We start from the raw sequence: 15,992 nt of genomic DNA on the forward strand, positions 1-15,992 counted from the left end.
TCAACTTACAGCCTCTTGTTTTTTGTCTTAACTACTGTTATAATATAAAGCTGAAGGATTTCTTCGTTTCCTTCCCTAAAACCGGACCCATCATCATGGGGGCGTACTGGTTTCGACAGGGGTAGGTGTGGCATGGATAGCGAGCCGGGATCCCACCAGCCCGCAATACGGTGGAAAGCTTTTAAACGCAAACGAAGAATACGCTTTAGCAGCTTAATGCTAACGTCCTACTCAGCTTAGCCTGCGGGCCGGGCTAGGGCGTCACACAGCAGGATACCTGAGGTCCTATTCTCGGCGGACCGAATGGGAAACTTTATCGAGATAGCGCCAGCGAAGCCCGTCAGTAGGCGTCAATGGGGCGAAATCTAAAATACTGACTGCGCTCGGAGAAGTCTATGTAGCAATGCTTTTGGACAGGAGTTCGATTCTCCTCGCCTCCACCAATCAAAAGACAAACTCGCATTATGAATTCTGATCCGACTGTCACCAGTTGGACGAATTCACGAAACACCGCCCGGACCTGTTCCGGGCTTTTTTCTTTTGCGTGAGCAAGAGCACTAAGACATGTTGTTCGTTTCTCTTGTGAAAACCCGGCAATACAGCCAGATCAGGGTTTAAATTTTTTAAATTATATTTTAATAATTGGAGAATAAAATTAAAAATACTATATTGTATAAATTGGAGGAAAAGAAAATGCGCAGATTGGTATGTCTTACCGCAATACTTATTGCAGCAATGTCATCTGTTGGAATGTGTGCCGTTCCGGATACGAATGCTGGATTATGGAACATTGAGGTCGGCTATAATTATTATAGTCTCGACAAAACTTCCAACGGACATAGTCAAGGAAATTGCGATTTTAACGAAATTTACGGTAGCGCTGGAATCGGCTTGGGATTAGGCGCATTTATAAATTACGCCGAAGGCGATGATACAGCCTATACTGATTACGGTCTAAAAACCAATTTGTTATTGCCCAGCGTGGCGGTTATGGTTGGTCAGCGGCGTATGGATCCGGATAATGCCGCCAGTGACAACGATCTTTTTTGCGGTATAGCGGTTAATCAAGACCTTGCGGGGGGATTTGCAGTATACGGAACTTATCAAAAAGGCAACGATTTTAAGGACGAGTCTCTGGGCGTTACCTATGCGATAAATGATAATGCCCGTTTGAATTTTAACTGGAAGAATTATGACGATAATAACGGTGCAACCTACAAGGGATTTGGCGGCGGGATATTTTTTAATTTCTAAATTTGTATCAGCGTTTGTCTTCATTTGCCGCGTCTCGTTTCACCACAGCTTGAATCCCACCTCCGCCTGATATATGATAGGGTTATAACCTATAACATATATCGGGTGGAGGTTTTGCTATGAGAATACTGACCTGTCATTGCCTTTGCGGATATCAAGAATGGCTGGTGCTTCAGTGGACGGATTGACTAAATGCGAGATTAAGATCTTTGATTTTGACTTTCAAAAGCACGGCGGCCAGTATCGTATTTTTGTTTCGGTGCCGGCTGGTCCCGTGCCCGGCAACGGTTATCCGGTGATATACCTGCTTGACGGAAACGTAACTTTTCCCATGATGCAGGCTGCCCAGCAGGAGACAGGCATCTACCCTGCAATCATGGTTGGTATAGGGTATCCGATTGATTCAGGTCTCGATGTCGACAGGCGTTACTTTGATCTTACGCCGCCTACCCCGCCGGACCGGATTCCCATTGTTGCCCTAGGCAGGGAAGCTTGCACCACCGGTGGCCGTGACACATTCTTTACTTCCCTCGAAACGGAGCTGAAGCCGGTTATTGAAAAGATGGCGCCGGTTGACTGCAGTCAGCAGGCCATATTCGGACATTCCCTGGCTGGCTTGCTTGTCCTGTATATCCTATATACCTCGCCTGCCTCGTTCCAATCTTATGTAGCAGCCGACCCGTCAATATGGTGGAATGCCGGTTCGATTCTGACGGAGCATTCCCGCTTCATGGAGAATGAGCGGGTAAGGAATGCAAAAGCTCCTGTCCGCCTGTTGATAGAGACCGCCGGCAAACGGGCCTTGCGGGAGGGGCTTTCTCAGGCTGAGGCCGCCGCATTAATGAGGTTTCGTTCCGGACCGACGGGAAAGGAGATTGCCGTCGCATTAGGGGGCCTATCCGGCATTCACGTAAGCTTTAAGGAGCTGGCTGAAAAAACGCACGGCTCCATGCTGCCTGATACGGTGGCGGATGCTCTTTCGTTTGCCATGAACTCGTCAAGCTGAGGGACCCGGTAGGTGAATTGCGGGCTGTGAATCGCTTTCGCCAGAATCCGACAAAGTAGAAAAGGGGTGTCACAAAACATTTTTGGCAAATGTTTTGCGGCACCCCTTTTACACTAAATTTTAAAATTTGACGCTGCGGGGAGCCCCGCCAAAGGAATAAAACGTCGCTTCGCCTTGCTCAATGGCAAAGATTTCGTAGATCGTGTCATCTTCACTGTACATTTTTCTGAGAGAAGGCATGGCGTCCAGCGCCGCTTTTTTAGAGTCCCGGCTGGTGACAAATACGGCTTTGCCGCTCAGGCGCAGCCATTCTCCCTTTGGGGAGGCGGTGCTGATTTCAATGCTGGGATTGGCCTTCATTTGTTTGTAAACGTCTTTTTGGTTGCTGGTGCAAAAGCATAATTTGTTCTGATAAGCCATGACAAAGCCGAAGGGGCGGACTTTAGGCGCATTGCCGTCGACGGTAGCCAGATAAAAGACAGGGTTGTCCTGTAAAAATTTTAGAACCTCATCCATTCTTTCTCACTCCTTTATTGATCTTACTATTTATTATAATACAGAATCAGGAGAAGTTACAAAGAATTCCACCCGGAAGTAATTTATTTAACAACCTTCCGTTTGTTGAATACCATATAACGATAGACTTCGATCAACGGGAGGTTCGAGAGTATTGAAAAATGAGGACGAAAAATATTATATTCCTGCCGGCAAACACCGCTTGCCTCCGCTGCCCTATTCATATGATGCGCTGGAACCGGTCATTAGCGCCGCTACACTTAGGTTCCATCACGATCATCATCACAAATCTTATGTGGATGGCCTGAACAAAGCCGAATTAGCATTGGTAAAAGCGAGACAGGAAAAGGATTTTGAGTTTATAAAATATTGGGAAAATGAGTTGGCTTTTAATGGCTCCGGACATATCCTGCATAGTATTTATTGGACGATTATGGCCCCGGAAGATTACAGCGGTGAACCTGGTCCATGCACGACGAAAGAAATCAATAGATATTTTGGCAGTATCGGGGCTTTCTGCCAACACTTTATCAACGCCACCATAAAGGTGGAGGCGTCCGGCTGGGGGATACTCGCCTGGAATCCGGCCTGGAATCACTTGGAGATTCTAACCGCAGAGAAACACCAAAACCTTACCCAATGGGGATCTATACCGATACTTGTTTTAGATGTCTGGGAACATGCTTATTACCTTGATTATCAGTACAATCGCGAACAATATGTAAGGGAGTGGCTGAATTTAATCAATTGGTGTGAAGTCGAAAATCGTTTAACAATGGCAATGCCAGGAGAGCTTCCTTTATTCCTGACACGCAGTGTTAAATAATTTTTACGCTCATTGGAGCATTTCCAAGCTGGTGAGTGATAACGGCAGGGCGATATAAGACCGTAAAAACTTAAAGGATTTATGAATAATTTATCGAATTAACATAGTATCGTTTAGATTAGCAAAATTTCAATTCTCATAGAAGCATCTGAAAATAAGGAGAAATATAGAAGAAAAAACGCAGACAGTTAGTTTGGCGACCGCTTAAGAGCCTTTTCTCCAGGGGAAGCTTGCTTCCTCACAGTTTAGGGACCGTGTGCGTAGGATTTATGGGTCGTGGTTAACACTCTAAAAATTAGATAGCCATTGTGGGGGACATGTATAAGGAAGCACCTGTGGCAGCAGTCCACAGGTGCTTCCTTATACGACCCGGTTGCGCGCATTCGTATTTGGGGCATGATTTCGTCGGAAGGCGGTTGCAGAAAATATAAGATATGGTGAACGGTTTAGAAAAACTAGAGAAACTTGGGCTTCATACGATATTTGAGCTCATTCCCGCTGGGCTATGCATTGCCGCCGACACCAGTTGCAAAGAAATAATTTATAATTCTATTGCTGCGCAATTTCTGCGGATTCAGACCCAAACTGCTTCCCCTACCCCCGATAAGCCTTACAGAATATTCCGAGATGGCCGAGAACTTTCTCCTGCCGATAGGCCCCTGGAACGTGCTGCATGGCTTGGCGACGAGGTATTCGGCGACCAATTGGAGTTGGTATGGGAGGATGGCATACGCAAATATGCGATCTGGAACTCGCGCCCGTTGCGCGATGCCGAGGGCAGCATCATTGCAGCCATATGTACGTTTGAGGACATTACTGAAAAAAAGCGAATGCTGGGCGAGCTGGAACGGCATAGTGAACAGCTTAATGTCCGTCCCGGGCAATACCAGCTACTTCTCCATAGCATTCCTTGCTTAATCTTTTTGCTGAATAAAGCCGGGGTCATTGAGTTTGCCAACGAGTGCGCCGATCAGTTTTTCAAGGGTTGGATGGGGAGACTGTCCGGCCTGCCTCTGATTGGCGCAGTAATACCCCGTGACAGGTTGAATGGGAAAAGTTTGTCGCAAATAGTGGGCAGAAGCCGCTTTAGCCGTAAGGGTTCCTTGGTCAGCAGCTACCGCCTTCCCAACGGTCAACAGGTTTGGATTCAATGGCAGCTGCGCAGGTATACGGATCCGGTTACGGGAGTGACGGGAATAATATGCGCAGGCTGCGACATAACCGACCGGGAAAATGCGGAGCAGGCCTTCCACTGCCAGCATAAGCGCCGAGAGAGGATAGACTTGCTGAATAAAGCCCTGCGGGGTGAAATTGGCGGCCAGGAACTTGTCGAAGCTGCCCGGCGAGTCGGCATTTCGCTTACAGCCGGCTCTCTCCTGTACATTATTCAGATTCGCGGAGTTACAAGCGGCGGGCACACAGTGCCCCAAGATAAACCGGGTCAACGCTGTCAGGCTAAACTTGACCGGTTGATAACGGAAATCGAACGCAAGACGGTAGGTATTGTATGGCCGTCTTGCGCCGGAATCGCTGTACTGGAACAACCTCCAAGCCAGGAAAATATATCATACAACCCACAGGACCAAGATATTGCGGAAATACTCCTTTCGCTGGTCCGGACGGTTTTTTCTGATAAACGGGCTGACATTGGCACCACTACAGTGACCGGCGACCCTCCCAATATGGCTTTAGCTTATCAGCAGGCCATGTTTGCACTCCGGGCAGGGCAGGCGATTCATAAGGGTAAGGGAGGAACGGTCTACCATTGGCAGGACCTCGGCATGTTGCAGCTTATGTCGGCCTATTATGACTCTGACCAGAGCCGGGCATTTGTCCAGGCAGAGCTGGGGGCACTTCTGGAGCATGACAAGATAAAGGCAAGTTCGCTGGTTGATACTTTAGAAGCGGTCCTGACGGCTGATTCTGCGGCAGCGGTCGCCAGGCAGCTGCATGTACACGAAAAAACCGTATTGTTCCGGAAAAGAAAAATTGAACGCATCTTGGGCACTAACATCGATAATCAAGATAAGCAGTTAAATCTATTAATGGCCATCAAGCTTCTGCGGCTGATGCAGTTTGGAGATAAGAACTGAGGCCATCCATGCGGGGTTCGCTATGTGCGTTCCCTTTTATTTTTTGCCGGCATGGAATAAAGTGTAATATAATTTATCGTTAAAAGATAATTTACAACAAAATTTTACAAAAACACTATCCTTGGCGCTAAAGGTGTCGTCTGTTTATCTGAAGAATACCGTAACACACATGCCGGGACTCTAGTCCTGCTATAAACATTAAGCCTGGGTTGATTATAGAGGCTGACGTTTCCAGTACTCGTAGTGGAAACCGCCGCACTGATCATGAAAACAAATGGAAGACGGAGAGGAGTTGCGGGGAAACCGATCAACAGGAAAATAATGGGTGGATTTGCGAAATTCACTTCGATTTGCAGAAAGGATTGAAAAAAATGAAGATGAATCTAACGATGAAAATGGTGGTCTATTTTATGCTGGTGGTACTTATAGCGACAGCTGGATTTGCCTTTACTATCTGGAAGGTTGATGAAGCTTCCAGTCTGGCCGACAATGTTAGCAATGTGGAACTGCCTCGTTTACTAAAAACAAACCGGGTTAACAATAACGTATCGGACCAGATGGTGAATCTTCGCGGGTATTATATTTACAATGATCCACAATTGTTTAGCGCCTACAAAAAGCTGGCCGAAGAAAATGCAATCATTGAGGACGAATTGATCCAAACGTCAATAAAGCCTGAAGCCAAGCGCCTTATCAGCGAGGTGAAAACACTGAATGACAAGTATTCGGAAACCGCCGACGGAAAGTTTTATCCCCTGATGCAGGCCGGCCAACGGGAAGAAGCACTTCAGACATTGGCTGAAATGGCATCAATAGGCAAAAGCTTGAATGCTAAAATTAACGAGTATCAGGCTTTCCGTAACGAAGAAATCACCGCCGCACTCAACCAAACTGTGGATAATGCCCGCCAAGCCAGAACAGTGGCCATTTTTGCCACTGTTCTGGCCGCGGTTCTTGGCATCACTATCGGCTTTTTTGCCGCCCGCAGCATTGCCCGTCCTGTCAACCAACTGGCAATGATGGCCCAAAAGGTGGCTCGGGGTGACTTGACAGAACAGATCACGGTCAATCGCCAGGACGAGATCGGGCAGCTGGCTGTTGCTTTCAATCTTATGATTGAACAGTTAACCAGCCTTATCAGACAAATAAGCAGCAACGCTGAACAGGTTGCGGCCGCCAGTGAAGAGCTTACCGCCAGCTCGGAGCAATCCGCACAGGCGGCTAATCAGATTGCCGCCTCGATTAACAAGGTAGCTAACGGGGCCAACGAACAACTGGTAGCGGCTAATGAAAGTTCTTCGACCGTGGAGCAGATGTCGGCAGGAATTCAGCAGGTAGCTGCCAATACCAACCGGGTTGCCGATCAATCGGCCCAAGCTGCCGTTAAGGCCCAAGAGGGCGGTCAGGCCGTGGAGAAGGCAGTGAGCCAGATGCGGCAGATTGAAGACACTGTCAACACTTCTGCCCAGGTTGTCGCCAAGCTGGGTGAGCGTTCCAAGGAAATCGGGCAAATTGTCGACACCATTTCCGGCATTGCCGGTCAGACCAATCTGTTGGCCTTAAACGCAGCTATTGAGGCGGCACGGGCAGGAGAACAGGGACGCGGCTTCGCGGTGGTGGCCGAGGAAGTTCGCAAATTGGCCGAACAATCCCAGGAAGCGGCAAAAAAAATCGCGGAGTTGATCGGGGAAATCCAGGGAGATACCGCCAAGGCGGTGGTGGCCATGAATGATGGCACGCGGGAAGTGAAGACCGGGGCCGAAGTGGTTAATACTGCCGGCATAGCATTTCGGCAAATTGTGGAGCTGGTATCCCAGGTGTCAAACCAGGTGACCGAGATTTCTGCGGCCATCCAGCAGATGGCCAGCGGCAGCCAGCAGATTGTGGGCTCGGTTAGAAAGATTGATGCTCTCAGTAAGACGACAGCTGGGGAAACTCAGGGTGTTTCAGCCGCTACTGAGGAACAATTAGCCTCAATGGAGGAAATTGCCGGCTCCAGCCAGTCACTGGCTCAATTGGCCCAGGATCTCCGGTCGGCGGTTGACCGGTTCCGGGTATAGTGTATTCTTTTATCGGAGCAGCTGAAGGGGAAAAAGACGGCTCAACAGTTCCATAGCTGCAGCAAAAAACCAGGGAAGGTGTCCTCCCCTGGTTTTTTACTGCAGTTTTTGTTTTAAGTATTTCTCCCTATATTCGATATATAACAGTAGATGGTAGTCAACATGTTATCGTAGGAGGAGAGGAATTTCATGCGCAGCATAACTTTAGACGAGATACAGCCGGGCATGCACCTGTCAAAGCCGCTGATTTCAGCCGATGGCATGGTGCTGCTGCATGAAGGCATAGAAGTAAAAGAAAGGTATATCCGGTATCTTCGTAATAATGACATTACCTCTCTGTTTATCGGCGAACCGGAGATCGAAAATGCGGCTGCTGCAACGGAAGAAGATTTCTATGATGCCTCCCACCGGCAAGAGGCAATCAGCACTGCTCAGGAGGCAGTGGATCGTTTTCGCGTTGGTAAAGGGATACAGCTTACCAGGGTTAAAAGCATTGTCAGTGATTTGATTAACCAACTGGACCGAAATCCGGAAAATATGGTTCACCTGCTGGATATACGGCGGAAAGAAGACTATATGTTTGATCATGCCGTGAATACTTGCATCTTGTCCATCATGACCGGTCTTGCTATGGGATACGATGCCGGACAATTGGAGGAACTGGGGCTGGCCGCAATATTCCACGACATCGGCAAAGTTAAGTTCCCCAAGTATTTGGCGCTGCAGTTTCCCGACTATTTAACCATTAAGGAGCGGGAAGAGTACCGGCGGCATCCGTTTTATTCGCTGGAAATTTTGCGGCAAAATTATACGCTGCCGACCGGTGTTGTCAATGCCTGCTTTCAGCATCATGAACGCTGGAACGGCAGCGGTTACCCTATGGGTCTTAAAGAAGACGCTATTTCGGAGTATGCTCAAATCATCAGCATTGCCGATGCCTATGAAAGATTGCTGACCGGACTGCCCCATCGCCTCCCTACACCGGTGTATTATGCAGTCGCTATCTTAAATAAGGCCGCCGGCGAATATTTTAATCCGGCTATCGTTGATAAGTTTAACCAGAATGTTGCCATCTATCCCATGGGCAAAACGGTACGGCTTAGCAATCAGCAAACCGGCATGATCCTTGGCGTTGGCATAAACAGTAAAACCACTCCGGTTGTCCGCATTCTTTCCGGCCCGGACGGAACTCTGATCAACCGTATTGTCGAACTGGACCTGCGGAAAAATTCGGAGCTGTTTATTGTAGATTTTGAAGAATTGTATTCGAGCTATGCTCAGGCCTATGCCGCCTCCTATATCTATCAGCCAAAAGGCGGCATGTATGGGGAGACTACCTGCTGACCTTTGAAGGGAATATCGATGCGTTGGCGCAGAAATCTGTGGTCTCTATGATTTGGGAAGGAATAAAATGTTAATCAAGAAATAGTTCACTGATTATCTATTATAAGGAGTGGGGATAAATGGAGATCAGTTTACAACTGGCCCAGACTATGGTTGCCGCAGCGGTTGATCAGGCAAAAGAAAAATTTAAGCGGCCGATTTGCGTGGCGGTATGCGACAAGCAAGGCTTCCTGCTGGCCTTTGCCCGCATGGAAGGAGCGCCGCTCCGCAGCATCGCTATTTCCCAGGGAAAAGCATATACGGCAGCCCGTATGGGAGTGGACACCAGCGCTTTTCTCGAACGCTTGCATCGTGAGAATATCCAGGCCAGTTATTTTTGCGACGATAAACTAACCGGCTTGCCGGGCGGCGTCGTTTTTAAGGACAGTACCGGGGCAGTGGCAGGCGCAGTCGGGGTCAGCGGTCTTACGTCGGAAGAAGACGCTGCGATAGGGGCAGTGCTGGCCGCTATGATCCCAAAACAATAAAGATATGGCAGCAATTTAACCATACACAGATTGCGATATAAATCATATTGTCAGAGTAAAGACAGGTTGCCAGGACTTCTGGTCGACCTGTCTTTTTATAATAAAAAAGGTAAATATTTTAATATAAAAAGTATTTTAAATTATTTGGAAATTTGGCAGGAAAATAGGATGAGACAGAGAAAGAAAAACTTGTGTAGACAAGTGCACAACCATGCTGACCAAATATTTTCAAATGCACGGAAGAGTTTGATTCCACAGGAATCATGCATGATATAAGGAAATGAAGGAGGTATGTTTATGAGTAATCAACTCCCAAAAGAAGAGTATAGTCAATACCGCTGGGTAATTATGGCTCTGATGTTTTCCAGTTTTGTCCTGACTTTTCTTGCGCGGTTTGCCTGGCCGCCACTCATTCCGGTTGTTGTTCCTGTTCTAAATATGAACATGTCCCAGGCTGGCGCCTACATGACTGCTTTTTATATAGGCTATGTTATTACCCAGGTGCCTGCAGGAATGCTGGCCGACCGTTTCGGCGTCCGCACTATCCTGGGAATCAGCTTAGTGCTGGAAGGAGTTTCTACATGGGCTATGGGATCGGTCGGTACGTTTGATACAGGCTTCATGCTACGGCTTCTGACCGGTCTTGGCGCTGGCGCAGTCATGGCCTGCTGCGGCAGGGCGCTTATGGAATGGTTCCCGCCGCAAGAACGGGGTACGGCATTCGGCCTGCTGCTGGCGGCCCCTTCTGGCGGTTTGCTGCTGGCGAACTATATAGTCCCTTCATTAAACGCGGCCATGTCCTGGCAAGGCGCTTTTCAATCCATCGGCATTGCGACTGCGGTCCTTGGAATGCTCATTTATTTCTTAGTAAAAACTTCTGATGAACCTAGAGGAGAAAAATCCTTTTTTGGCGGATTTAAAGTTTGTTTCTCGAACCGAAATATAGTTTTACTCGCGATCGCCGGATTTTGCTTGATGTGGATGGAATTGGGGCTGGCAACCTGGGCTAATGCCTATATCAAGAATTTAGGTTTCACGGTGCGGGAGGCAGGGGCGGTCCTTATTTGGTATAGTGTCGGCGGGCTTATTGCACCGGTGGTGTCCGGCTGGGTATCAGACAAATTAGGCAACCGCAAGAAAATCCTGCTGTTAGCCTATGCCGTCAGTGCGCCGCTTACAGTATATTTTGGCATGCAGACGACTTTATCCATGCTAAATCTTGTCGGGTTTATTTACGGGTTTTGCTCCTATTTGGCAAATCCGCATCTTAGCCTGATGATTTCTGAATTTGCCGGTAAAGAATGGGCGGCTACTGCCAATGGGTTAACAAACTTTATCTTCCAGCTTGCCTCTATGATTGGCCCATTGGTACTTGGCGGCGTTATTGATTTATCCGGAAGTTTCAACACTGTTTGGTATATGATGGCCCTTGGACCGCTTGTCGGCATTTTAGTGCTTCTTCCGCTGCATGCTCCTTCCGCTGCGCAACGCGGTCCGCAAAAAGCAGCCTAGCAAGCGGCGGGACACATTGAGTCAATATGACCCTTTGATAGCTGAGGCGTGTATTACTATAGAAAAGCGAGGGATGGACCATGTCAGCAGATTTACAAAAGTTGTATGAGGAAAGACTGGGGCGGTATCAAGCCACTATAGCCCTGGAGCCCACTGACCGGATCCCTATTGCCACAGGTTCTAACTATTTGGCGGAAGTGTATTCAGGCTGCACCAACCAGGAGGTCATCTATTCTCCTGAAAAATGGCTGCAGGCTGAGATGGACTTTATCAAAGATTTTCCTGAAACCGATGTTTTGCGGGATAACCGAGTCTGGGCGCCGCTTTATGACGCGGTGGGCTGCAAGACTTATAAGTTTCCGGGGCGGGAACTGCCGGCACGCCAACAATTCCAGTTCGTGGAAGAAGAATATATGCAGGCCGATGAGTATGACCTTCTTATTAAAAATCCCGGCTCTTTTATGCTGGATAAGTTTTTGCCACGGGTTTTGAGCGAGTATGGAGGACAGGACCCCAAACGTTCTCACATGGCTTTCTTAAAAGCCGGCATGGCCCAGATGATGACAGCTGATATCATGCGCAACCGGTCGATTAAACTTCAGACTGCCTGCGGCATGCCTCAGCCTATGACCGGCGCCTTTGTCGCCCCCTTTGACGTTTTGGGTGATGTGCTGCGGGGTCTGAGGGGGGCGCTGACGGATACCTACCGCCGGCCGAAACAAGTCCTGGAGGCCTGCGATGTACTGGTGGACGTGATGACGCGTTTTGCCTTGTCCACTGCCGATCCGTTCAAACGGTATCCGATTTTTGTGCCTACCCATAAAGCCTGCTTTATGTCGCCCAAACAGTTTGACACCTTCTACTGGCCTTCTTTCAAAAAAGTGCTGCTGAACTTAATCGACGCCGGCTATACCGTCCGAGCCTATCTGGAGGGCGATTGGGGCCAGCATTGGCACCATATGCTGGAATTGCCCAAAGGAAAAGTCCTCTGCGACATTGACACGCAAGGCGATATTTTTAAAGCCAAAGCGGATATCGGGCATCATCAGGCCATTGCCGGCGGGGTTCCCGATTCCATGTTCATTTTGGGTTCTACCCAGGAAATCGATGAAAAGGTGCATCAATTGTGCGAAACCGTGGGGAAAGGCGGCGGCTATATGATCAGCGGCGGCTGCAATGTCCCTTATGACACCAAGCCGGAAAACTTCCGGGCAATGATCGATGCCATCATGAGGTATGGCTGGTATGACAAGTCCATCCAGCCCAAACCTAAGGCGGCGCCCGCGGCCAAAGCCGATTACGATGCAATAGCAAAACAATACCGGGTTACTCCCTGGGAAGTCAGGGCGAAGGAACTGGGCGGCGTCATGGGCGATGAGGAGCTGATTAAAAAGCCTTGGGATGATCTTGAGGCCATGGCCTTCAATTGGATGTGGTCCTGGGCTTTTTAGGAGACCGTTGAAAAAGGCCCATCTGCGTTGTCAGGTCTGCGAGAGCGCGCTGTTCAGAAAGCGTCCCTTTTCGGATTTGTACTAATGGTTTACTTCGCTTTGATTACCCGAAAAGTGACCTACTTTCTTCCAGCTTTCATGATGCTGCGTATCTTTCCAGCATTGCCGTACCCTCTCGAACGTACTGTCTGCGCGCGCTTTCTCGGCCTTCCTAGCATCTGGACCTTTTTGAACGGTCCCAGATTCGAAGCCGCAGATGAGTTTGGCATCAGACTTTTAAAGACTAAATCACTATACCATAATGTGGAGGGAATGACATGGGACAGTTGGCAGATGCATTACGGGATTTAGATGAAGAATTTGTGAATCAGCTGGTGGAAACAGCGATTAAGGGCGGAACTCCGCCCTTGGAGATTATCGGGGAAATGAACGCCGGCATGGTGGCGGTAGGAGGACTTTATTCCGAAGGGCAATATTTTCTCAGCGAGCTGATTTATTCCGGGGAGATATTGTCTAACGTTATGACTAGGCTGGAGCCCCTGCTGCAGGGATCGGGGGCCAGGGAGTCGGCCGGTAAAGTGGTCATCGGCACGGTGAAGGGCGACATCCATGATATTGGCAAAAATATCGTCATCAGCCTGCTGCGGGGATCCGGCTTTGAAGTAACCGACCTGGGTGTGGATGTGGCTACCGACGAATTTGCCAGGAAAATGAAAGAAACAGGGGCCAAGGTACTTGGCTTATGCGCCCTTCTGAACTTTACCTATCCGGAAATGAAGACCGTGGTGGAATCCCTGCAGGCTGCCGGCATCCGCAGCGGCGTGCAGGTCATCATTGGCGGCGCTCCCTGCAACGAGCAGGTTCGCCAGTTTGCCGGCGCGGACTTTTATGCGTCCGATGCTCTGGCGGCGGTAGAGTTCTGCAAGCAGGTTTACAAATAACAGCCGCCGGTACAAGCGCCGGCTTCTCAATACCGTGACGGAGGAATTGTCAATGGCGATGATTATTATCGGAGAAAAAATTAACTCGACCAAGAAATCGATTGCGCAAGCGGTTAAGGCCAGAGACTCCGCTTATATTCAGGAGGAGGCTCTCAAGCAGCAGAAGGGCGGCGCCACGCTGCTAGACGCCAACTGCGGCACCTTGGACGCTGCCGATGAACCGGAAGCGATGGAGTGGCTGGTGCAGACCATTCAGGCTGTAACCGATTTGCCCTTATGCATCGACAGCCCCAATCCGGCGGCTCTGGCCCGGGGATTAGCCGTGCATAAAGGGAAACCGCTGATCAACTCCATCAGCGGTGAAAGTGAACGGTTTAAGCAGGTCTTGTCTCTGGTCAAACAATATCAGGCTTCAGTGGTAGCCTTATGCATGGATGACCGGGGTATCCCCTGCGATTATGAAACTGCCCGGGAAGTGGGCGTCAAGCTGATTAACACTTTGCTGCAGCAGGGCATTGCCGTAGAGGATATTTACTTTGACCCGCTGCTGCGGGCGGTAGGCACCGACACGGCGGCGGCAGTGGATTGTTTTCGTCTGATAGAGAACATTTCCACCGTCTTTCCGGGGATTCATATTACCTGCGGCCTGAGCAACGTTTCCCACGGACTGCCGGAACGCAAGCATCTAAATCGCGCCTTTCTGGTCCTGGCCATGGAACACGGCCTGGATGCACCAATTATTGATCCCACCGACCCCACGGCCATGGCATTGGTCTATGCGGCAAACACCATCCTAAACCGGGATAAGCGCTGCATCCAATACACCAAGGCATACAGGGCAGGCAAACTTACCTTCTGATAAATCGGGAAGAACCAAGATCACGCCTCCGGGATTCCCCGGAGGCGTGATGTATATGGGGATTTTTATTCCCGGCTGTCCCATGAGGAGGAAGGCATCGAAAGAATGTAGAATATTCTTGCTGTCTGCTGCAAGAGAAAAAGAAGCTCTAGAGGAACTATAAGATGGATGTGACCGGCATGAATAAAATCAATAAAAACTCATTTACCCCGCCTTTCTACCAATTGGCCACGATATTGGAACAAAAAATATATTCCGGCGAATGGAAGCCGGGAGAACCGTTGCCCTCGGAAAATGAACTGGGACGGGCCTATGACCTGAGTCGCACTACCGTGCGTAAATGTCTGAATCTACTGGCGGACCGGGGGCTGATCAGCGCCCGGCAGGGCAAGGGAACCTTTGTGTCCAGGCCGGCTTTGGACCGGGCCACATTCATCATGGATGAATTTAAGAGTGAAATGGAGCAGCAGGGGAAAGATCCGTCCGATAAACTGGTCTATGCCGGATTTCTCAAAGAACCTCCCGAGATAGCGGTAAAATTGGGGATGAAGGCTGAGCGCGGGATTCTTTACTATTGCCGTCTGCTTTTGGCAGACGGCGAGCCCTTGGCAGTTGAACATAAATATATGTGCTATCAAAAAGGTAAGCCGATTCTGGAAAACGAGTTTCAGTATAAAGCTTTCTCCGAAGTGATTGCTATTAATACCGATATTTTGCCGGTGCGGAGCAGGGCGGTACTGACGGCGGAAATTGCCGGAGAGCAGGAGGCGAAGTATTTAAATCTGGCCGCCGGCTCTCCCGTATTGAAGCTGCAGCAGACCCTTTATTCATGCGATGGCAATCCGGTGGGTATAGGCCTGTTTTTTTACCGGGCGGACCGGTATAGTCTGGTGTCGGAAATTCAACCGTTAAAGGGGGAGAGATAATGCTGCCGCTTTTGGCTGATGCCCTTCAGGAACTCAATGAGCCTCTGGCGATAGATTTGGTGCGTAAAGCATTGAACCAAGGGGTTTCGCCGCTGGATATTGTGGAAGAATGCCGCACCGGATTAGTGGAGGTAGGGGATCGCTACGCCCGGGGAGAGTATTTCCTGGGAGACTTGATTCTATCCTCGGAGATCTTTACCCAGATCATGAATCTTTTGACGCCGGTGCTGGAATCTGGCGAATGCCGCCCGACCATTGGCAAAATTGTTTTTGGCACAGTGGAGGGGGATATTCACGATATTGGCAAGAACCTGGCTATTTCGATGGTCAAATGCTATGGCTTTGAGGTATACGACGTGGGGGTGGATGTGTCCCCGGATAAGTTCATACTGGCGCTGGCCGAATCAGGCGCCCGCATTCTCTGCCTTTGCACCTTGCTTTCACCGGGGTTTGAAGCTTTGAAGCGGACCATCCAGCTGGTACGGCTGATCGAGCGGGACACCAAGATCAAAATTCTGATTGGCGGGCTGGTCAGCGAAAAAGTCCGGGAGTATACCGGGGCGGATGCCTGGATCGATGATGCACGACAGGGTGTGGATGTCTGCCTGAAATGGAACGAGGAATTAGGAGACCGTTGAAAAAGGCCCATCTGCGTCGTTGCTCCTGCGGGCGGGCGT

The 15,992-nt window shown here is 49.4% G+C and carries 14 protein-coding genes and 1 other RNA gene; 14 read left to right on the top strand and 1 reads right to left on the bottom strand.

Annotated elements, in window-relative coordinates; genetic code table 11:
• The first annotated feature begins 97 nt into the window (after positions 1-97).
• From ssrA to ALO_RS01625, 3 genes are all read left to right on the top strand, one after another.
• Positions 98-443, top strand: a transfer-messenger RNA (tmRNA) gene (gene ssrA / locus ALO_RS21185).
• A 250-nt stretch (positions 444-693) separates the two neighbouring features.
• On the top strand, positions 694-1,254 hold the full coding sequence (locus ALO_RS01620) for a hypothetical protein (RefSeq protein ID WP_004092144.1): 561 nt from the start codon (positions 694-696) through the stop codon (positions 1,252-1,254).
• Positions 1,255-1,414: 160 nt separating this feature from the next.
• Complete coding sequence (locus tag ALO_RS01625) at positions 1,415-2,260, top strand: alpha/beta hydrolase (protein WP_004092145.1); 846 nt, start codon at positions 1,415-1,417, stop codon at positions 2,258-2,260.
• 120 nt (positions 2,261-2,380) lie between these two features.
• On the opposite strand, the gene ALO_RS01630 is transcribed toward ALO_RS01625, so the two are convergent.
• On the bottom strand, positions 2,381-2,776 hold the full coding sequence (locus ALO_RS01630) for a pyridoxamine 5'-phosphate oxidase family protein (protein WP_004092146.1): 396 nt from the start codon (positions 2,774-2,776) through the stop codon (positions 2,381-2,383).
• A gap of 154 nt (positions 2,777-2,930) precedes the next feature.
• Here ALO_RS01630 and ALO_RS01635 point away from each other — a divergent pair, with 154 nt between their 5' ends.
• The 11 genes from ALO_RS01635 to ALO_RS01690 all read left to right on the top strand — a co-directional run bounded on the left by ALO_RS01635 (position 2,931) and on the right by ALO_RS01690 (position 15,953).
• The gene (locus ALO_RS01635) at positions 2,931-3,602 is read left to right on the top strand and encodes a superoxide dismutase (protein WP_004092147.1); all 672 of its coding nucleotides are present in this window, start codon (positions 2,931-2,933) and stop codon (positions 3,600-3,602) included.
• A gap of 434 nt (positions 3,603-4,036) precedes the next feature.
• On the top strand, positions 4,037-5,695 hold the full coding sequence (locus ALO_RS01640) for a PAS domain-containing protein (RefSeq protein WP_004092148.1): 1,659 nt from the start codon (positions 4,037-4,039) through the stop codon (positions 5,693-5,695).
• Between the two features lie 371 nt (positions 5,696-6,066).
• Positions 6,067-7,755: a methyl-accepting chemotaxis protein gene (locus ALO_RS01645; protein WP_004092149.1), complete on the top strand. Its 1,689-nt coding sequence runs from the start codon at positions 6,067-6,069 to the stop codon at positions 7,753-7,755.
• Positions 7,756-7,944: 189 nt separating this feature from the next.
• On the top strand, positions 7,945-9,099 hold the full coding sequence (locus ALO_RS01650) for an HD-GYP domain-containing protein (protein WP_004092150.1): 1,155 nt from the start codon (positions 7,945-7,947) through the stop codon (positions 9,097-9,099).
• Between the two features lie 119 nt (positions 9,100-9,218).
• Positions 9,219-9,626, top strand: a complete 408-nt coding sequence (locus tag ALO_RS01655; protein WP_004092152.1) for a GlcG/HbpS family heme-binding protein — start codon at positions 9,219-9,221, stop codon at positions 9,624-9,626.
• 297 nt (positions 9,627-9,923) lie between these two features.
• Positions 9,924-11,138: an MFS transporter gene (locus ALO_RS01660; protein WP_004092154.1), complete on the top strand. Its 1,215-nt coding sequence runs from the start codon at positions 9,924-9,926 to the stop codon at positions 11,136-11,138.
• Between the two features lie 80 nt (positions 11,139-11,218).
• On the top strand, positions 11,219-12,589 hold the full coding sequence (locus ALO_RS01665; RefSeq protein WP_004092155.1) for a uroporphyrinogen decarboxylase family protein: 1,371 nt from the start codon (positions 11,219-11,221) through the stop codon (positions 12,587-12,589).
• Positions 12,590-12,906: 317 nt separating this feature from the next.
• A complete protein-coding gene (locus ALO_RS01675) occupies positions 12,907-13,530 on the top strand; it encodes a cobalamin B12-binding domain-containing protein (RefSeq protein WP_004092157.1) in 624 nt (207 codons plus the stop codon).
• Between the two features lie 52 nt (positions 13,531-13,582).
• On the top strand, positions 13,583-14,389 hold the full coding sequence (locus tag ALO_RS01680) for a dihydropteroate synthase (RefSeq protein WP_004092158.1): 807 nt from the start codon (positions 13,583-13,585) through the stop codon (positions 14,387-14,389).
• A gap of 179 nt (positions 14,390-14,568) precedes the next feature.
• Complete coding sequence (locus ALO_RS01685; protein WP_139025291.1) at positions 14,569-15,315, top strand: GntR family transcriptional regulator; 747 nt, start codon at positions 14,569-14,571, stop codon at positions 15,313-15,315.
• Positions 15,315-15,953 (top strand): cobalamin B12-binding domain-containing protein, encoded by a 639-nt coding sequence (locus tag ALO_RS01690; protein ID WP_004092160.1) that lies wholly within the window; start codon positions 15,315-15,317, stop codon positions 15,951-15,953. The genes ALO_RS01685 and ALO_RS01690 overlap by 1 nt, the downstream gene beginning before the upstream one ends.
• The last annotated feature ends 39 nt before the right edge of the window (positions 15,954-15,992 follow it).

Origin of the sequence: Acetonema longum DSM 6540, assembly GCF_000219125.1 — a bacterium.
Taxonomy (GTDB): Bacteria; Bacillota; Negativicutes; order Sporomusales; family Acetonemataceae; genus Acetonema; species Acetonema longum.